This window comes from Paracoccus laeviglucosivorans (genome assembly GCF_900182695.1).
Taxonomy (GTDB): domain Bacteria; phylum Pseudomonadota; class Alphaproteobacteria; order Rhodobacterales; family Rhodobacteraceae; genus Paracoccus; species Paracoccus laeviglucosivorans.
The window spans coordinates 95,386-112,647 of the sequence record NZ_FXTK01000014.1 but is presented as its reverse complement, the minus strand read 5'-3'; the positions used below and the strand labels follow the sequence as shown (position 1 = coordinate 112,647).

The window sequence follows — 17,262 nt, the reverse complement described above, 5'->3', positions numbered from 1 at the left end:
GGAAAACCCCGGTGTTTTCCGGAGGGCAGAACGGGGAGGGCACCGCCCTGCCCGTGGCCGCAGGCCGGGCGGTCATGGGTCGGAGGCCGGGCTGGTGCGGCCCGCAGCAAAGCGAGGACACGGGCCCGGCCGCAGACGACGCGCCTGCGTGGCGCTTGCCCCTTGATCCGACCGGACGGCGGATGCGAGGCGGACGACATGTGATCGGAAAAGACTGCGGCGCCGGGGTGAGCCGGGCCCCCTGCCCGGTCGATCCCCGGCGACGGCATTTGATGGACCCGGCCCGCGTCCGGCGCGGGCTGCAAAATTCACCCCACGGGCAGCGCCTTAGCATGTCCGGGTCAGATCACAGCGGAACAGGCCCGGACCGGGCACGTTGAGAAGGCTGAACGAGAACCGAAAAGGAGAAGATGATGACCATCAAGAACCTTCAGGATCTGTATCAGGACGAGCTGAAAGATCTGCACTCCGCTTTGGGCCAGTCTCTGGCAGTCACGGTCGAGTTGCGCGAGGTGGCGACCAGTTCCGAACTGGCGGACGCGCTGATCGCCGGGCAGAACGGCATCTCGCGCGGTCTGGAAACACTTGCGATCATCTGCGCCGAAAACGGCATTGATCCCGGCGGCAAACATTGCAAAGGCATGGAGGGCATCGTTGCCGAGGCGCGCAAGCATGCGCTCGACGCAGATTTTGCAGATGGCGATGTTCGGGATGCGGCGATCATCACGCAATACCAGCACATGGCCCATTATGCGATCGCGGGGTATGGTTGCGTGCGCAGCTTTGCCAACCGGCTCGGCCGGGATGATCAGGGGGCACGCCTGCAGCAAGAGCTTGACCACACCTGGGAGGGTGATCAGCGCATGACCAGACTTGCCGAGGGTAAGATCAACGCAGCCGCCATGGAGCCTGCCGAATAGCCCGGGATCCCCGGTGGGCCCTTGCATCGAAAAGGCCGCCCGATGGGCGGCCTTTTGGTTTCCGGATCGCGCAGAGAGGCAAATGCTGCGAAATAACGGCCTCAAAGCGCCTTGAGATCGACTGCACTGTCCTTGCCGTTGCGGGCACGCTCGACCTCGTAGGAAATCTTCTGCCCATCGGACAGGCCACGCAGTCCGGCGCGTTCCACAGCAGAGATATGTACGAAGACATCGCCGCCGCCGGCATCGGGCTGGATGAAGCCGTAACCTTTGTCGCTGTTGAACCATTTTACCGTGCCGGTCGCCATATCATTCTCCATCTGGCAAATTCCGACACCTGCCTTGCATGAATCCGGTACCGAGACAAATACCGAATGCACGATGCAGCAAATGTTTGCGCGCGACATGAAAAAGGCCGCGCTTTCAGCGCGACCTATCATGCTTATTACAAAACTCGCAAATCAGATTGCGAGATCTTCCAGCTTCTTGTCCTCATCAAGTGCGTCCTGCACCCAGCGCGGTTTGCGGCCGCGGCCAGTCCAGGTCTGATCGGGATTTTCCGGATGCGCGTATTTTGCGGCAACCGGCGCACCTTTGATGCTCTTGTCGTCCAGCAAATCCTTCAGGCTGAAGCCATGTTCTGGGCGGCGGCCTTGAGCGCGTCCAGCGCCTTCTGCTTCTGCTTGGCCTCGAAACCGTCGACGGCGCGATCCACCTGGGTCTTCAGCGCCTTCAACTCCTTAAGGCTCAGAGCGTCGAGATCGATATCCATACCTGGCATGTCCCTATATCGCGGTTGGTATTCCGGTCGGAACGGCAGTCCGAATGTGCATTGTGGTAAATAGAACCCGCGCCTGCCGCAATGCTTTCCTGAAAATGCACCCTGTTTCTTTTGGTCGGTTTCACGCAAACTTGCGGATTGTCGCCGATAAGCCCAGGAGGACGGACGTCAATTGACCAAAAGGTCAGCTTTCTGATTGGGCCGCGATGCCTTAGAACCGCATCCAGTGGTTATGAGTGCTTCGTTTCTGTTTTAAAGCGTATCCTGTTTTTTTGGTTCATCAATCGGGCGGCGCTGGAAGGTGCCGCCAGATTGTCTTTTGACGACCTGCCAGCACTATCTGACACGGGGCCGAGGGACTTCCGCTCGATAGGTGAGGCGTATGCCCAAAGGTCAGCAGTGATCGGGCCGGGAAAGCCACGACAGGATGATCCTGATAGACCAACTGAGCTTCAGCTGATCGGCGATCAAACCCAACGGTCCGTGATGTCTTGGGCTCGGCCAAGGTTCGGTGCACATCATCTCAGGGTGCATCAAGCTCATTCTTGCATCGATCCTCGTGAGACCGGAACTTCTCGTCGGATCGAAGCATTCCCCTCCTGCATGAAGGGGGACTGATGAAAGTATCGACAAAATTTGCTGAGTTTCGTCCGGCCATTGCCGCCGACGACTGGGAACGCATTCTCGAAGCATTGCGGATCTACTCGCATCACAAAGATTACCGGGCGCTATACGAAACACTCGCTGCCGAACCCGCGGTTGCCATTCGCGCACCCGATGCAAACCTGAACTGAATACCTCAGAAACGAAATTTCAACGTAGAACGAGCAGCTTCGAGCTTATGCAGAATTCTGTGTAAATGAATATCCATCTTATTCCCACATCTGCGTCCTCGGACTCTGTTGCGCTCGTGATGATGCTCAGGAACCGTATTACCTATCTCGAAGCGCTGCTGTCCTCGGCTCATATCGTCAATGTCAATGCTCCTCCTTCTGGGGGAAGCGACAGCAGCTGATAAAAGCAACGCAGGGGATCTCGCCTCAAGCATGTGCCGAAACTATCCCCCACCAACAAAAAACCCCGCTGCCTGGCAGCGGGGTTATGTAATCGCGGTGTAGTGCCCTTGGCGAGACAGCGCTCAGGCGCCGCGGGCGATACGTTCAATATCGCCACGGCTCACACCGATATCGGTAAGTTCGCGATCGGTCAGCAGGCTCAATTCGCGGCGCGTGATGCGGGCTTCGTTCCAGGCGATGACCATCGCAGCAATACGCTCAAAAACCAGACCAAAACCAGCAGCAGCTTTGTAACGGCTCAGTTCGACGACGGACATATCAACACCTTGTTTTCATCTCGCCCATTCAACGGGCATGTTTCGGACAAGACGGATATAGTTTGGGCAATCGCCGACGAGCACTGCGAAAACTGGCAAAGCCGCTATGCATTCCCTGCGCCGCAGCGTGAGCACAAACCAGAGCAACTGCGGACTGCCAGACACTGCCCTCTGGTATTTCCAGCTGCCTTTCCTGAGCCGGGTCGCGTTTGGCACCCGCCCGCGATAATCCCTGCCAATCCGTTCTGACACTTCACGGAGCGGCCCCCGGCACGGATCGGACGCCATCCCAGGGGGTCGCGGCAAGCGTTGCGAAGCCTTGGATAGGCTCTGCCCTCAAGCTGGAGTGGTCGGTTGATCGCTCCGGCGATCTCGCTTAAGTTTCTGAGTTCCCGCCCCGTGGGGCGGCACCGAGGCGGTCAATGGATCGCGTGTTGCCTCGGGAAGCGACGGGCAATCTTGGCGGAGAGGCCACCCTTCCTGATCAGCACCCAGGCCTAGGCCCGGCGCAGGTTCAGAATTTCTTGCGGAATGGATCGGCTTGCCAATGGCCGCGCGGGGCGGTGGTGGCGCGCGCAGCGGCGGGTCGGCCCTGCCCGATACGGGAGACAGGCGGGCCGATGCCGGGATCAGTGTTCCAAGGGCAGATAAAGCGTCAGCACCCGGCGCACTTGCCTGGGATGGGCGGCGGCTTCGTGATCGACGCAGAAACAGTAATCGGGATCGTAAAGATCCATCTTCCAGAAGATGCGCGCATCGCCTGCGGCCACGATGCCGAAGTCATGCAGACCCCATGGGTCATTGCCTTCGTCAAAGGCCTCGAACCCGATGACGCCCCGGATAAGCGCGCTCTGCTCGGTCTCCGTAAATTCGCGGAAACCCGGTGTGCTGACGGCGCGTCCGCGCAAAAGCTGGCCCTCCCACATGGCGGCACAGCCAAGCGGGCGACGAAAACTGTCATTTTGCGCGGCAATGCGGGCCGTGGTGGCGGAATCCGATCCGAAGGCAGCTTGAAGCTCTGACATTAAATATCCTTTCCAATCTGGGCACGGCACTGGGCCCCGGTGCCCCTCGTCCGCTTGGGCCGAGGCCTTTCCGTCTGCCCTCTGGAAAACCCCGGTGTTTTCCAGAGGGCAGAACGGGAAGGGCACCGCCCTGCCCGTGGCGGCAGGCCGGGCGGTCATGGGTCGGAGGCCGGGCTGGCGCGGCCCGCAGCAAAGCGAGGACACGGGCCCGGCCGCAGACGACGCGCCTGCGCGGCGCTCGCCCATTGATCCGACCGGACGGCGGATGCGAGGCGGACGACATGTGATCGGAAAAGACTGCGGCGCCGGGGTGAGCCGGGCCCATGCCCGGTCGATCCACGGCAACGGCATTTGCTGTGACACGGGACGCGCAAAGCGCGGCTCTCTATGTTCACCAAGTCCCGTGAACGCTGGCTGGCGCGGGCCTTGTCGCCCATGGGACTTGCGTTCAGCAAAAGAGCGGATTTCATGACTGTCTCCGAACATGGGGAATGGACAGCCCAGAAGCGTCCTGTTCCGGGAGGGGGGCAGGTTAGTGGCGGATGACGCCCGACAGCTTGTCGGGATTGCGCGTGATATAGAGCGCCGTGATGCGACCGTCGGCGATTTCCAGAGCGGTCGTCTGCAGGTTGCCATCGACGCGGCTGACAAACCCTGGCAGGCCGTCGATGATCGTGGCACCCAGGAACTGCATCTGCTCGCCGAATTTGCGCTGAAGGCCAAGGAACAGCCGCACGAGGTTTTCGGCGCCCTCAATCACGTTCGGATAGGACGACACCTTGCCGCCGCCATCGGAATGCAGTGTCGCACCTTCGGCCAGCATGGCGCCAAGCACCGTCGCATCACCCGACCGGCACGCGTCGAAAAAGGCGCGTGCAAGGGCATCGCCGGTGTCGCGGGTCACCTCGTAGCGAGGCCGGTCGACCTGCACATGCGCGCGCGCACGGCTGGCCAGCTGGCGTGTGGCGGCAGGGCTGCGATCGACGATCTGCGCCACCTCGTCCAGCGGCTGGCCAAAGACATCGTGCAGCAGAAAGGCCGCGCGCTCCAGCGGCGAGAGCCGCTCCAGCGCCATCATCAGCGACAGCGTCAGGTTGTCAGGGCGCAGGGCGTCGTCCTCGACCTCGATCAGCGGCTCTGGCAGCCAGGTGCCTGGATAGGTTTCGCGCCGGGTCCGCGCCGATTTCATCTGATCGAGGCAGAGGCGCGAGACGGTGCGGGTCAACCAGGCCGCGGGAACCTCGACGCCTTCTGCCTTGTGCCAGCGCAGGAAAGCTTCCTGCACCATGTCCTCGGCTTCGGCATGGCTGCCCAGCATGCGATAGGCAAGGCGCAGCAGCCGGGGCCGCTGCTCCTCGAAGATGGCGCCCGGATCAGGCTGCATGCGCCTGCACTGTCGGCAGGGTGGTCGCGTGCGGAACGCGCAAGCCGGCCTGCACGCGGTTCCACAGGTTGATCGCGGCGATCGACAGAGTCAGCCACGCACGTTCATCGGCGTCGAACGCAGCCTCGACAGCGTTCCAATCCGCATCGGGCGCGGCGGTCTGGGGCAGCAGGGTCAGCGCCTCGGTCCAGGCCAGTGCTGCGCGTTCGCGTTCGGAATAAAGGCCACTTTCGCGCCAAGCGGGCAGCATGTGCAGGCGCAACGGCGTTTCGCCGTCCTTCAGCGCCTCGGCCACATGCATCTGCAGGCAGAAGGCGCAGCCGTTGATCTGGCTGGCGCGCAGCTTGACCAGATGGATCAGCATCGGCTCCAGCGTGCTGCCCTGAATGGCGGTCTCGACGGCGAACATCGGCTCGAACCCGGCCTTGGCGCGCTTCATGTGATCGGTCATGCGGGGTGTCATGGCGGTCTCCTTTTGCATCTGACACCGATATGACGAGGCCGGAAAGCCGGATGTGACATGAGCCGGCAAAAAAACTCACGGATAGCCGATACAATTATGGCGATCTTTCATTGATTGGCGCCGATGTGTGATCGGTGACCAAATCAGGTCTCTGACGAAGCGTCTGTAGTTCTGGATCAGAAGGACCAACAGAGTCCGCTATATCCCACTTGTAGCCGGCACTGCGGCGCCGTGCTATCCGCAGCCGATCTGAGCACCAGCCTCGGACGAGGCCGAGCTCTACTCCGAATGTCGCTCGCAAGGCGGTTTAACCAAGCTGATTACGCTCAGATCAATGCGGCACGGTGATGTTGTCGGAAGCATTTGAAGAATGCCGTTTAGAAGATGGGCGGATCGACTTGGTGGGTCCTTTGGCATCCAGCGACAAGATCTGTGCAGTTGGCAGGACACCCAGTATCGGCGCAAAGAACAGGATTAGACGGAGACGGTTCATAGGCTCGGTCGCATCCAGCAAGAGGAAATAGCCAACGATCAGCACCAAAGCGATGATTGCAGCTCGGTAGAACAGGGCCAGCATTACGAATAGCCCGGCCACGCCCATCCCAAGCCAAGCCAGTTCCAGCCAAGCTTCGGGCAAGGGGCTGACCCACGCGGGGCCAGGATGGGAAATGTAGGCATCCGGCGCGATCCAGTTGCGCCAAACCCGGTCTTCACGGATAAACCGCCAGCATTCCCACATCACCAGCACTCCAAAGCAGATGCGGAACGAGGCCAGCGCATGGGCAAAGCCTGGTCGAGCCGTAGCCTTTGTCACAGGATGGGCGAGCATGGTCGTGTCCTTTCAGGGCTTGCCTGATGGATACGCATCACTCCTGCGGGTTATTCCTGCGTTATCGCCAAACCGGTCAGTTTCCGATGCGATAGCCCGCGCCGCGCACGGTGTGGATCAAAGGTGTCTCTGCGGTGTCGTCGATCTTGGCGCGCAGATAACGGATATAAACATCGACGATTTTCGAACCGGTATCGAAGCCGTAACCCCAATTGTTGTTCAGGATCTGGGTCCGGCTGAGCACCGCACCGCTATGCTCCATCAGATAGCGTAGCAGCGCGAACTCCTTTGGCGTCAGGTCAATGTTTCGGCCGCCTCGGGTGACCTGACGTGTCGTTGGATCCAGCACCAGATTGTCCACCTGCAATACCGGATCGAAGCGGATATCGGGGGCACGGCGCAGCAACGCCTCGACCCGTGCGACTAGTTCGTCAAACGCAAAGGGCTTGGTCAGGTAATCGTCGGCGCCCGCGTTCAACCCCTCGATCTTGTCACCCAGATCGTCGCGCGCGGTCAGCATCAGCACACGCGATGCGATCGCCTCGGTCCGCATCTGACGGCAGATCGTCACACCATCGAAATCTGGCAACATTCGGTCGAGGATCACCAGCGGATAGTCGGATTTGCGCATCATCGCCATCGCGCTGGCACCATCGCCGGCGATGTCCAATGTGTGCCCCTCGGCCTTCAGGCCTCGGTTGACGAAACTGGCGATGCGGGGGTCGTCTTCGACGAGCAGGATTTTGGCCAACGGTGGACTCATGATGATACAGGAACTTGGATACGCAATTCGGTCATGTGATCGCCGCTTGAAATCGCGACACGGCCGCCATGGCCCTCGACGATCCATTTCGCAATCGACAGACCCAGCCCGCTGCCCGATTGTGCGCCCGACATCGTTTGGCGGGCACGATAAAAGCGGCTGAAGACAAACGGCAATTCTGCCGCTGGGATTTCAGGGCCGAGGTTTCTGACGACGAACAGAGCATTGTTTTGCATGGTGGTCAGCGCCACATGCACCGTCGAGTCGGGATCGGCATATTTGATGGCATTGTCCAGCGCAATCAACATGGCCTGCGTCAGCCGTCCCGCATCGGCGTTGACCAGGATGCGCTCTTGCACAACTTGGGCTTCAAGCTGCACGCCGCTGTCTTTCGCCAGAACGGCAGCATCGGACATAGCAATTTCCAACAAGTCGCGCAGATCCAGCGGCTGCATATCAAAGCGGATCGCATCGACCTCGGCACGGGCCAGAAACAGCAGATCCTCGACCAGCCGGGTCATCTGCGCACTCAGATGCACAATGCGGTCCAGCGTGTCGCGATGTTCCTCGACCGTGCGACAGCCTCCCCGCAGGGCGATTTCCGCCTCACCGCGCAGAACCGTCAGGGGGGTGCGCAATTCGTGGCCGATATCGGCCAGAAACAGCATCCGCATATGGTCCAGCTTCTGCAGGCGGTGGTTCGCCTCCTCCAACTGCCCCGTGCGGCGCGAGACCTCGTTTTCCAGCCCCGCCTGAATTTCCAGCAAGGATGACCGCTGCGCTTCGAGCCGGCTGGCGGCATTGTTGATCTGTGCGGCGAGGCTGCCGAATTCGTCACCCACGCGATAATCAAGTCGATGCGCCAGATTGCCATCGCCTATCTCGCGGGTTGCGGCCTCAAGCGCCGCGATGGGTCGGGTCAAGGATCGTGCCAGCAGCAGCGCACCAATGGCCGAGATGATGAAAGCAGAGGCCGTCACGATGCTGATGATCCATTCCAGCTCTCGTTCCAAGCGGTTCGTGCGGCTTTGATACAGCCGCAATTCGGCCTCCTCGTCGGTGATGGCGTCGTTGATGTGAACTTCAAGCGTGGTGTCCAGACTGTCTTCGATTTCCTCGCGGAATATCTGGATCGCCTCGTCCAGACGCCCCTGATCGCGCAGCATCAGCAAATATTGTGTGCGCCTGTCGATATCCTCATAGAGTGACCGCATCACCGCGACGCGTTCCAGTTCGATCTGCTCGCTCTCGCGATCCTCGGGCGATGTGATGATTTCCATTTCGTCGCGAATCAGCGTGTCCAGTCGATCAAGACTGCTCTCCAGACTGTCGCGGGCCTCGTTGAAATCATTCAATTCAGTCCGGCCCATCAGCAGCAGCTCCGCCACATTTTCCGAGTAGCGGTTCATGGCCGCTGACATGCGGATAACGCTGTCCAACTGCTCACCCGCAAGACGGTTACGGTCGAAGTAATAGTCGATCCTGTCAACGTAATGCCATGTCACGGCCGCCACGCTGAGCAGCATCGTGGTGACCAGAATCTGGAAGCTGATGATTTTCAGGCGGATCGTCATGGGCTTGCGGTCTTTCCTGGATCTGGTCGTGCTGGATCCGTCCCTGGCCAAGCGTAATGATACGACGAGAGGCACGGATGGTTTCCGGTCGGTGTGCGATGACGATACGGGTGGGCGCCAACCGGGCAAGGGCAGTATTGACCGCAGTTTCGCGCGCGACGTCCAGATGGCTGGTCGCTTCGTCCAGCAGCAGCAAACCCGGCGCGCGATAGATGGCACGAGCCAGCAGGATGCGCTGCTTTTGACCACCCGACAGCACCGTGCCCATATCGCCGATCAGCGTGCCGTAACCCATGGGCATTGCGGTGATGTCGCCATGAACCGCTGCCAGCCGGGCACATTCCTCAATGCGTTCCTGATCGGGATTGGCTGCGAAAAATGCGATGTTGTCAGCGATCGATCCTGCGAACAAGGTGTCGTCCTGCATCACGACGCCGATCATGCTGCGCCAGCGTTCGGGGCCAAGCCGGGCCATCGGTTCGCCGTCGATCAGGATCCTGCCTTCGGTCGGCTCCAAAAGGCCCGCCATCAGTTTCAGCAACGTGGTCTTGCCGCATCCCGATGGCCCGACGAGCGAGACCCATTCGCCAGCGTCGATCCGGGTCGAGATGTTGCGCAGGATCAGCGGGTCGTTGGGGCTATACCGAAAGGAAACGTCGCGCAGTTCGATCGCGACGGGGGCGATGGGCTTGGCCGGGCGCGGATCGCTGCGCGGTTCCGGCGCGGTCAGGGCGATATCGGCCAGACGCTCGGCATGCAGGCCAAGCATCCGCAGATCAACGACGGTGTCGATCAGGCCGCTGACCCGGCGCAGGAACAGATCTTTATAGGCCAGAAACGCGACCAGCAGACCGACCGAGAACGTGTTCGACAAGATCATGCGCGCCGCCAGATAGACGATGCCGATGGCCAACAGACCAAGCAGAAGCATGTTGGCAGTCTTGAACAGCAGATCCAGCCTTTGAGTGATCAACTGGCGGTTCACGGTCTCGATCAGCAGGTTCAGCCATCGCGCGCGGCGGTCGTTTTGCCCGCCCATCAGCTTGATGGTCTTCATCCCGCGCAGGCTTTCCAGAAAATGGCTGTCGCGGCGGGCCTGCCAGATGATCGCCTCGGACGAGGCCTGACGCAGCGGGGCATAAGATGCCCAGCGTAGCAGCCCGTAAAGCACGGCGCCAACCAGGGCGACCAGCGCCAGCATGGGGGCCAGCACGAACATCAGGACCAATGTCAGCACGCAGGTCAGCCCGTCAAGGATCGCCACCACCAGATCGCGGGTCAGCGTCTGCAAGATGGTGTCCTGCGATTCAAATCGCGACATGATATCGGCGACGTGCCGCGTTTCGAAATAGGTCGCGGGCAGGTTCAGCAGGTGGCTGAACAGGTTCGTGCGCGCCTGCACCTTCAATGACGCGCCAAGGGTGATCAGCATCCAGCCACGCAGCGCCGTCACGCCGGTTTGCAGCAGTAGCAGCAAGCCAAAGGACATGGCCAGCGTGACCAGCAAGCTGCGATCCGCGGACACGATGGCATTGTCTATCGTCATGCTTAGAAACAGCGGCGCGATCAGGGCAAAGACCTCGATCACCAGCGCCAACATCAGCAGATGTCCAAGCGCGCGGCGCAGCCCGGTGATCTGACCCAGCAATGCAAGCAGACGGATACGTGGCGGCGCCTCGGCAGGTTCAAACCCGCCCGTCGGCGTCAGTTCCAGTGCCACGCCGGTGAAATGGCGCGAAACCTCGGCCATCGGCAGGCGCCGGACGCCGTCGGCGGGGTCGTGAATGGTGATATGGCCGCGCCCCACCGATTTCAGCACGACAAAGTGGTTCAGATCCCAGTGCAGGATCGCGGGCGTGCGCAGCAGGTGCAGTTCGTCCAGTTCCAGCCGCAACGGACGCGATGCCAGGCCGATATGGTCGGCGACGGTGATGACATCCTTCAGCGTCGCACCCTTCAGCGAAAAGCCAAAGCGTCGCCGCAATTCCGCCGGATCGGTCGCGCGGCGATGAAATCCCGCCACCATGGCCAGCGATGCAAGGCCACATTCGGCTGCCTCGGTCTGCAGGATCACGGGAAGCTTGCGGGTGATGCCCAGTTGCAGGTTTGATGTCACGCTCATGATGCGCCTTGGGCGGGCTTGGTTTCCGCGCTACCACGCAGCGAATACAACGGGTCCATCACCCATTGCCACAGCTTGCGCGTTTCGATCTGAACATCGGCCTGCAGTGTCATGCCGGGTTGCAGGCGAACGGCGCGGCCATAGGCCGTCGCGCTTTGGGCATCCAGATCGACCGTGATGCGGTAAGCGGGTTGGCCGGCCTCACCCAGATTGGCCAGCGTGGCCAGAATGCCCGATGCCTCGGCCAACTCGCCCGGGCCGACGGTCGCACGCGACACGTCGCGGACGGTGCCGCGATACTGGCCGAATTTCTGGTGCGGATAGGCGTCATAGCGGACCAGCACCTGCTGACCCGGCTCCACGAAACCGATATCGCGGCTTCGGCCATAGATCTGCGCCTGCAACACAGTTTCCGCCGGGATCAGCGTCATCAGCGCCGCCGATGGCTCGACCGCGTCGCCGGGTGTGGCACGCAAGGCGGTAATGGTGCCGGGGCGCGAAGCGGTGACGACCGTTTCACGCGCGGCCTCGGCCTCGGCCAATTCCTGATCGATCTGGGCGATGGCGCGGTCATTCTCGGCCAGTTGCAGCTCTTCGCGCAGCGGCCGCTCGGCGATTTCGCTTTCCAGCTCCACCCGCATACGGTTCACGGTCGCGCGGGTTCGTTCAAGCACTTGCAGGGACAGGGCCTGATCAGATGCGGATTCCTCGGCCCGATGCAGATCGTCAAGCGTCGCCAAACCCCTTTCGCGCAGATCGCGCAGTCGCGCAGCCGCCCGTTCGGCCAAAGCCACGCGTCCGCGCTGCAACGCAAATTCCGCATCAAGGCTGGCAGCTTCGGCCTCTATGACTGCCAATCGCGCGGTCTGCGATTCCGCCTGACGCGAGAACAGCCCGCGGTGACTATCCCGTTCCGCAGACAGACTGTCGCGCCGCGCGCCAAGTGCGCGCAGAACCTCTTGCCGGGTTTCTCCGCTGCCACTGCGATGTTCGCCCGACAGCACGGCCAGAACGTCGCCCCGCTCGACCTCTTGCCCCTCGCGGACGGTGACCTGCGCCAGAACGCCTTTCTGCGGGGCGACCACTTGCAGCAACCCCTGCTGAGGTGACAGCCAGCCGGAAAGCCGGACCTTACGGGTGTATTCGCCAAATGCAATCAGAGCGATGACCCCGGCCACGATCAACCCGGCAAACAAGGTCATCACGCTTTGCGACAGACGCGGCACCAGCAGGACCGTGCCCAGCCAGCGATCCTGCTGCTCGGCCAACGCTTCAGGACGAAACAGGGGCGAGTCGCGCATCACAAGTCGTCTATGTCGATCTCGGTGATCGTATAGCTGACCTCGATCATCTTGCGCTTGCGGCGCACGGGCAGCACGACACTAAGCCGCTCGTCAAAGAAATCCTTTAGCATCGGCGGACGGTTGGCGCGGAAGTAAAAAGCCGGATCATCGACTACGGCGCTGGCCGCGACCGTATCCAGTTCATCGCGGCGTGAGACGGTCTGCACGATGATGGGCGCATGGGTGAACCCGGCCATGCGAAGCGCCGTCGCACGATGATAGCCGTTATGCAGCACGATCCGCTTGCCCCAGCGGATCCCGCTGAGAAAGTTCGAGCCATGCCCGACAATGATGCCGACCACGCCTGCAACCGGGCCGGTCTTGTGCAGGCCGCTGACCTGATCGGCGCGCAGCAGCATCGTTTCATGATAGCGCAGATCGTTGGAATCCGACACGAAGGCATAGCGGTCGCGTCCCACTTTGCGGCATTCCACCGCCGCATCACGCCGTTCCAGCGGCTGGCAAAAGCGGAACAGATCCCCACCGGACATTGCAGGGTCCAGCCTTGCCGCCAACGATTGCACAAAGGGCAGCGTGACGTGGCGCTGACTGGCGACGATCCGGTCCAGTTCGACCATCTCGATGGAAGTCTCAACGCGGTCGAATGTGTCGCGAAAGATATCCTGTTGCCGCAACTCCTGCGCAAGCGGGCGCACGTCCTTGGGCAGTTTCCTGCAGCGGATGCGGTCGGCCAGTCCCGCCTCGCGCTTCTCAAGGTCGCCCAGATGGTCGTTCGCCTTGCGCCATTCAGCGATAATATCCGCGCGGCGCGGTGCGGTGCCAACGGTGTCGCGGGTGACCACAGCCAGATAATCGCTGAGCGGCGGCTGACCCAGCAACCACAGCTCATCTTTGGCGGCGCTATCTGCCTGTAGCTGCGGCATGGGATCGGCGAACTCGAACGGCATGGGTCTCTCCGAAAAGCTTCCCGAGGCCGGCTTTGGCCCCGGGAAGAATGCGCCTATCAGCTGTTACTGCGGCTGCGACCATTGCTGCGCGACGCGCCGCTGTTGCTGTTGCTGCCATTCTTCGGGCGGCGCTTCGGCTGTGCTTTCTTCTTCGGACGACCTTTGCCGCCAGCACCGTAAACCTGTTCCAGTTCCAGTTCTTTCAGATCACGCATCGGTTCTCTCCTATGAGTTTCCAAGCAGGCTTTCTGCCTTGCCCACTCACGAAACCGGAACATAGTCGAGAGGCCAATGACCGATGCCGAAACAGCCTGGTTTCTTCGCGAATTCTAATCTTGCTCTATCCGGGCATTAACTTTTGAGCCCAGTTGAAGACGAGCGACCCTTGATTCCAGAGTTGCTTGATGGTCGGGCGATGCAGTCCCGACGAGACGCAAAGCTGCTAAGGAGACGTGGAAGAATGCAGCCGGTAGGAATGCAGCTCATTTCAAAGCCGGATCGAATAGGCTTGTTGATTTCCACCGAGACGTGACCCGGTTGCTTGAAGTCGTCCCTGAGGCCGATCAGCGGGAGCGAGCCTGGTTCGATCTGGTCGAGGAAAAGGGCTTGCAAGCATTGTGAAGCACGCTGAGCAATCGGGCGTGAGGCGGGCAAGTCATGGAGCTTCGCTGAGCTGTCAGCCCGTTCGGGATTGAGGCTGACGGCAAGAGTTCATCGAGGAAGTTGAAACTGGCAGCTATGCGGATCAATGCGCGCCCTCGCTCCGACCTGCGAATACTATTCGAGATCTGCTGAGTTCGAAAGCAGACATTTAAATTATTCTTTTATATCAAGCCTATAAGCTTAAAGGGGTGAGGCCTTCCTAGGCTTGCAAGCTTGCTCTACCGATCGGTAGCATGCCCCTCACGCTTTCATTACTGACCGAGCTTTCGACGCATCGGTTCGACGATATCATCGATTTGCGTGCGCCTTCGGAATATGCCGACGACCACTAGCCGGGCGGGATCAGCCTGCCTGTGCTGGACGATTCCGAACGTGTGCGCGTCGGCACGATTTATAAGCAGGTTGCGCCGTTTTCCGCCCGCAAGATCGACACGGCGCTCATGTCTCGCAATGCCGCGAAACATCTGGAAGGGCCAGATCAAAGCCGAGATAGTCCGACGTCTGGCCTGACGTGATCGCTGTCCTCATGAGAACTCATTCAACGCGAAATGGGTTAATGATCCGAAGCCGCCCTTCCACCAGCATGCCGTCATGCATGTCTTCGGAGTAGAGCGTGTCGCAGCTGTGGGTCAGCGCCGCTGCGACTATCATCGCGTCGTAGACAGAGAAACCGTATCGCTCACCCAAAGCGCGTCCGACATCGTGGACGTGTGTCGTCAGATCGACGACATGGCAAAGCTCGCGCAACCCGGCCAGAAAGCTGCCTGCCTCTTGCCACGTCATTTCAGCCTTGCGGATGCAATTAACCAGAGCCTCGTTCAGGACTTGTGTGCTGATAATATTCCCGTTTGCTAGCAGCCCTGCAGCAACCTCGGCTTTTGGGCCATCGTCGAGCATGTAAAGTACGACATTCGTATCTAAGAAATTAGCGGGCATTCGCGTCTTCGCGTTGCAGCCTTTCCGAAGCGGGTAAGCGACCGCGGAACCGCGCCAAGTCGGCGAGAATCTCAGAAGCAGAAGGTTGACGGCGAACAGCCAAACCGCCGTTTGCGCGCTCAAGCCGGATTTCGTCGCCTGCCTTCAAACCCAGTTCGCGGACCAAGTCGGCAGGCAGTCTGACGGCGAGCGAATTTCCCCATTTTGCAACATGCATGTTCGGATCCCCAGAGGATATACTATCTAATAATGTATATCATTCGGGCTGCTGAGCATCAAGTTGCGGAGTTGCTTAGCGCCGCGCCCCACACCGATGGAGAGCCGCGACAAGCAAGGTCAGCACGTAAAGGCCAAGATATCGGCACGACAGCAGGATGACGTCCAACTACACTACGGCAGGGCTGATCGGATACCCGATGCGCCCAAACGATGAAAATGCCGGATCACGCTTACAGATCGCGTAGCTCGGCGCTGAAGCTGACCGTAAGGCCAGTCACTGCGTAATCGACATGCGCATTGCCGATTCCGACCAGCCCCAACTCGATCAGGTTTGATCCAAAACCCTTGCGCAAAGGGGGGCTGACAGCCGGCCCGCCGGTTTCGCTCCATGTCAGATGCAAGGTCGGCTCTGGGTCGGTCTGAACAAGCCACGTGATCGACACTGTGCCATTGGCGGTGCTTAGCGCGCCGTATTTCATCGAATTGGTCAGCAGTTCATGCATCACCATCGAAACCATGATCGCGCTTTGCGACTTCAGCGCCACCTCGGGTCCGGCGATCACGATCCGGTCGGCATCCAGATTGATCGCCATGGCCTTACGCACCAAGGCGCCCAAATCGCCCGAAGCCCATTCGCGCTGCGTCAGGAGGTCGTTGGCGTCGGCAATGGCCCGCAGACGCTGGATGAACCGGTCCAGCGCGCCGTCCGTGTTGTGCAAGGTTTGCCGTGCCACCGCAGTCACCACGGACAAGGTGTTTTTGACCCGGTGCAACAATTCGCGGTTCAGCAACTCGCGGGCTTCCAGATTGCGCTTGTGCTGGATCGCTGCCTGCATCCGGTCTGCTATCGTCCGGATGAACGAGATATCCTCGTCCAAAAGGTCAAGACGCTGGTCGCTGTGCACAAAGCCCACGGCGGTGAACTGGCCTGCCTGAATCACTGGGACATTGATCAGCAACCGGATTCCGATGCCCATGAGAGCCGCGGCCTGATCCTGCGTTCGCGGGTCTTTTTCGACATCGGTGATGATGACCACCTCGCCGCGCTGCAAATCGTCCAGAAAACTGCCATAGTCGCGAAAGTGATGCACCCCCGCGACTGAGACCGTCCCCTCGGCACACCATTCAGGCTGCATATCGACCTGTTCGCGGGCTATGTCGACAACGCCAAAGCCCGCACGCGTCGATGGGATGACCGAGGACAGGATCTCTGATCCATGCCGCAGCAGCGCCGCAACGTCATCGGTCAGCTGCAACACATCGACCATGCGCGACAGGGCCGCCGACCGCCGCAGCGCGTGATCCAGCGAGCTGTTCTTGTCCACGGCCGCCGCCAGCAGCAGCCGTTCGCGATTGCGGGTCAGGATCTGGCTGGCCACCTGCTGGGCCAATGCACGCAGCCCCTGCGCCTGAGCGGGCGTAAGTCCTTGCGGTCGTGGCTCCAGATCGATCGTGCACAGTGACCCGATGGCAATGCCGTCGATCAGAATGGGGGCCCCGGCATAGAACCGAATTCCTGGCTGCCCAGTCACCAGCGTATTGTCACGCGTGCGCGGGTCGTGGGTCAGGTCCGGGATGATCAGCAGATCGTCGTAGGACAGGGCATGGACACAGACCGATTGCTCAAGCGGCGTTTCCTGAGGGGCAAAGCCGATGCGCGATTTGAACCATTGCCGTTGTTCGTGCACCAGCGAAATCAGGGCGACGGGCGTGTCGCACAGGGCTTTTGCCACCAGCGCGATATTGTCGAATTCGGGCTCGGGCGCGGTGTCGAGTATACCCAGCATATCCAGGATCTGAATTCTTTTCGACAAGGCCGGTCCTCGGATGTTATCCGTCAGACATGCCCGCAATACCCGCCCGGCACAAGGGGCCGGTATGCGGCAATCCTGGTCGTTACAGCCCATCCGGACAGGCAGAAACACCGCAGCATCGGCATTTTCCGGATGGCGCGGAACTCGTCCTTGCCCCATGCGTTAGAACGCGCACATACAGCATC

Annotated in this window: 19 protein-coding genes and 1 pseudogene; 3 read left to right on the top strand and 17 right to left on the bottom strand. The window is 60.6% G+C overall.

Features of this window, described 5'->3' with window-relative positions; translation table 11 throughout:
- Positions 1-413: 413 nt before the first annotated feature.
- Positions 414-920: a DUF892 family protein gene (locus FN835_RS14595; RefSeq protein WP_142663962.1), complete on the top strand. Its 507-nt coding sequence runs from the start codon at positions 414-416 to the stop codon at positions 918-920.
- Between the two features lie 101 nt (positions 921-1,021).
- Here the strand turns inward: FN835_RS14595 and FN835_RS14590 are convergent, their stop codons facing one another.
- The 3 genes from FN835_RS14590 to FN835_RS21845 form a co-directional block, all read right to left on the bottom strand.
- Positions 1,022-1,228 (bottom strand): cold-shock protein, encoded by a 207-nt coding sequence (locus FN835_RS14590; RefSeq protein ID WP_142663961.1) that lies wholly within the window; start codon positions 1,226-1,228, stop codon positions 1,022-1,024.
- A 153-nt stretch (positions 1,229-1,381) separates the two neighbouring features.
- A complete protein-coding gene (locus tag FN835_RS21850) occupies positions 1,382-1,537 on the bottom strand; it encodes an H-NS histone family protein (RefSeq protein WP_342778599.1) in 156 nt (51 codons plus the stop codon).
- A gap of 5 nt (positions 1,538-1,542) precedes the next feature.
- A complete protein-coding gene (locus FN835_RS21845) occupies positions 1,543-1,692 on the bottom strand; it encodes a hypothetical protein (protein WP_342778598.1) in 150 nt (49 codons plus the stop codon).
- 626 nt (positions 1,693-2,318) lie between these two features.
- Here FN835_RS21845 and FN835_RS21295 point away from each other — a divergent pair.
- Positions 2,319-2,495: a hypothetical protein gene (locus FN835_RS21295; protein WP_185958691.1), complete on the top strand. Its 177-nt coding sequence runs from the start codon at positions 2,319-2,321 to the stop codon at positions 2,493-2,495.
- 344 nt (positions 2,496-2,839) lie between these two features.
- Here the strand turns inward: FN835_RS21295 and FN835_RS14580 are convergent, their stop codons facing one another.
- The 11 genes from FN835_RS14580 to FN835_RS21285 all read right to left on the bottom strand — a co-directional run bounded on the left by FN835_RS14580 (position 2,840) and on the right by FN835_RS21285 (position 13,660).
- On the bottom strand, positions 2,840-3,034 hold the full coding sequence (locus tag FN835_RS14580) for a DUF1127 domain-containing protein (protein WP_142663960.1): 195 nt from the start codon (positions 3,032-3,034) through the stop codon (positions 2,840-2,842).
- A 629-nt stretch (positions 3,035-3,663) separates the two neighbouring features.
- Positions 3,664-4,059 (bottom strand): DUF3768 domain-containing protein, encoded by a 396-nt coding sequence (locus FN835_RS21290; RefSeq protein ID WP_185958690.1) that lies wholly within the window; start codon positions 4,057-4,059, stop codon positions 3,664-3,666.
- Positions 4,060-4,591: 532 nt separating this feature from the next.
- Positions 4,592-5,443 (bottom strand): sigma-70 family RNA polymerase sigma factor, encoded by an 852-nt coding sequence (locus FN835_RS14570; protein WP_142663958.1) that lies wholly within the window; start codon positions 5,441-5,443, stop codon positions 4,592-4,594.
- On the bottom strand, positions 5,433-5,906 hold the full coding sequence (locus FN835_RS14565; RefSeq protein WP_142663957.1) for a carboxymuconolactone decarboxylase family protein: 474 nt from the start codon (positions 5,904-5,906) through the stop codon (positions 5,433-5,435). The genes FN835_RS14570 and FN835_RS14565 overlap by 11 nt, the downstream gene beginning before the upstream one ends.
- 331 nt (positions 5,907-6,237) lie before the next feature.
- Positions 6,238-6,735 (bottom strand): HTTM domain-containing protein, encoded by a 498-nt coding sequence (locus tag FN835_RS14560; protein WP_142663956.1) that lies wholly within the window; start codon positions 6,733-6,735, stop codon positions 6,238-6,240.
- A gap of 76 nt (positions 6,736-6,811) precedes the next feature.
- Complete coding sequence (locus FN835_RS14555; protein WP_221930436.1) at positions 6,812-7,486, bottom strand: response regulator transcription factor; 675 nt, start codon at positions 7,484-7,486, stop codon at positions 6,812-6,814.
- A gap of 8 nt (positions 7,487-7,494) precedes the next feature.
- Positions 7,495-9,072 carry a sensor histidine kinase gene (locus FN835_RS14550; RefSeq protein ID WP_142663954.1) on the bottom strand — a complete coding sequence of 526 codons (1,578 nt, stop codon included), beginning with the start codon at positions 9,070-9,072 and terminating at the stop codon, positions 7,495-7,497.
- Positions 8,984-11,194 carry a peptidase domain-containing ABC transporter gene (locus FN835_RS14545; RefSeq protein ID WP_142663953.1) on the bottom strand — a complete coding sequence of 737 codons (2,211 nt, stop codon included), beginning with the start codon at positions 11,192-11,194 and terminating at the stop codon, positions 8,984-8,986. The genes FN835_RS14550 and FN835_RS14545 overlap by 89 nt, the downstream gene beginning before the upstream one ends.
- On the bottom strand, positions 11,191-12,495 hold the full coding sequence (locus FN835_RS14540) for an HlyD family secretion protein (RefSeq protein ID WP_142663952.1): 1,305 nt from the start codon (positions 12,493-12,495) through the stop codon (positions 11,191-11,193). The genes FN835_RS14545 and FN835_RS14540 overlap by 4 nt, the downstream gene beginning before the upstream one ends.
- The gene (locus tag FN835_RS14535) at positions 12,495-13,445 is read right to left on the bottom strand and encodes a hypothetical protein (RefSeq protein WP_142663951.1); all 951 of its coding nucleotides are present in this window, start codon (positions 13,443-13,445) and stop codon (positions 12,495-12,497) included. Before FN835_RS14535 ends, FN835_RS14540 begins: the two co-directional genes overlap by 1 nt.
- 56 nt (positions 13,446-13,501) lie before the next feature.
- Positions 13,502-13,660 carry a hypothetical protein gene (locus tag FN835_RS21285; RefSeq protein ID WP_185958689.1) on the bottom strand — a complete coding sequence of 53 codons (159 nt, stop codon included), beginning with the start codon at positions 13,658-13,660 and terminating at the stop codon, positions 13,502-13,504.
- Positions 13,661-14,341: 681 nt separating this feature from the next.
- Between FN835_RS21285 and FN835_RS21625 the strand changes: the two are divergent.
- Positions 14,342-14,578 (top strand): annotated as a pseudogene (locus FN835_RS21625) (tRNA 2-selenouridine(34) synthase MnmH); the annotation flags it as partial.
- Positions 14,579-14,642: 64 nt separating this feature from the next.
- Here the strand turns inward: FN835_RS21625 and FN835_RS14530 are convergent.
- From FN835_RS14530 to FN835_RS14520, 3 genes are all read right to left on the bottom strand, one after another.
- Positions 14,643-15,044: a PIN domain-containing protein gene (locus FN835_RS14530; RefSeq protein ID WP_142663950.1), complete on the bottom strand. Its 402-nt coding sequence runs from the start codon at positions 15,042-15,044 to the stop codon at positions 14,643-14,645.
- Positions 15,034-15,261: an AbrB/MazE/SpoVT family DNA-binding domain-containing protein gene (locus FN835_RS14525; protein ID WP_142663949.1), complete on the bottom strand. Its 228-nt coding sequence runs from the start codon at positions 15,259-15,261 to the stop codon at positions 15,034-15,036. The genes FN835_RS14530 and FN835_RS14525 overlap by 11 nt, the downstream gene beginning before the upstream one ends.
- 232 nt (positions 15,262-15,493) lie before the next feature.
- Positions 15,494-17,077, bottom strand: a complete 1,584-nt coding sequence (locus tag FN835_RS14520) for a sensor histidine kinase (protein ID WP_142663948.1) — start codon at positions 17,075-17,077, stop codon at positions 15,494-15,496.
- Positions 17,078-17,262: the final 185 nt, after the last annotated feature.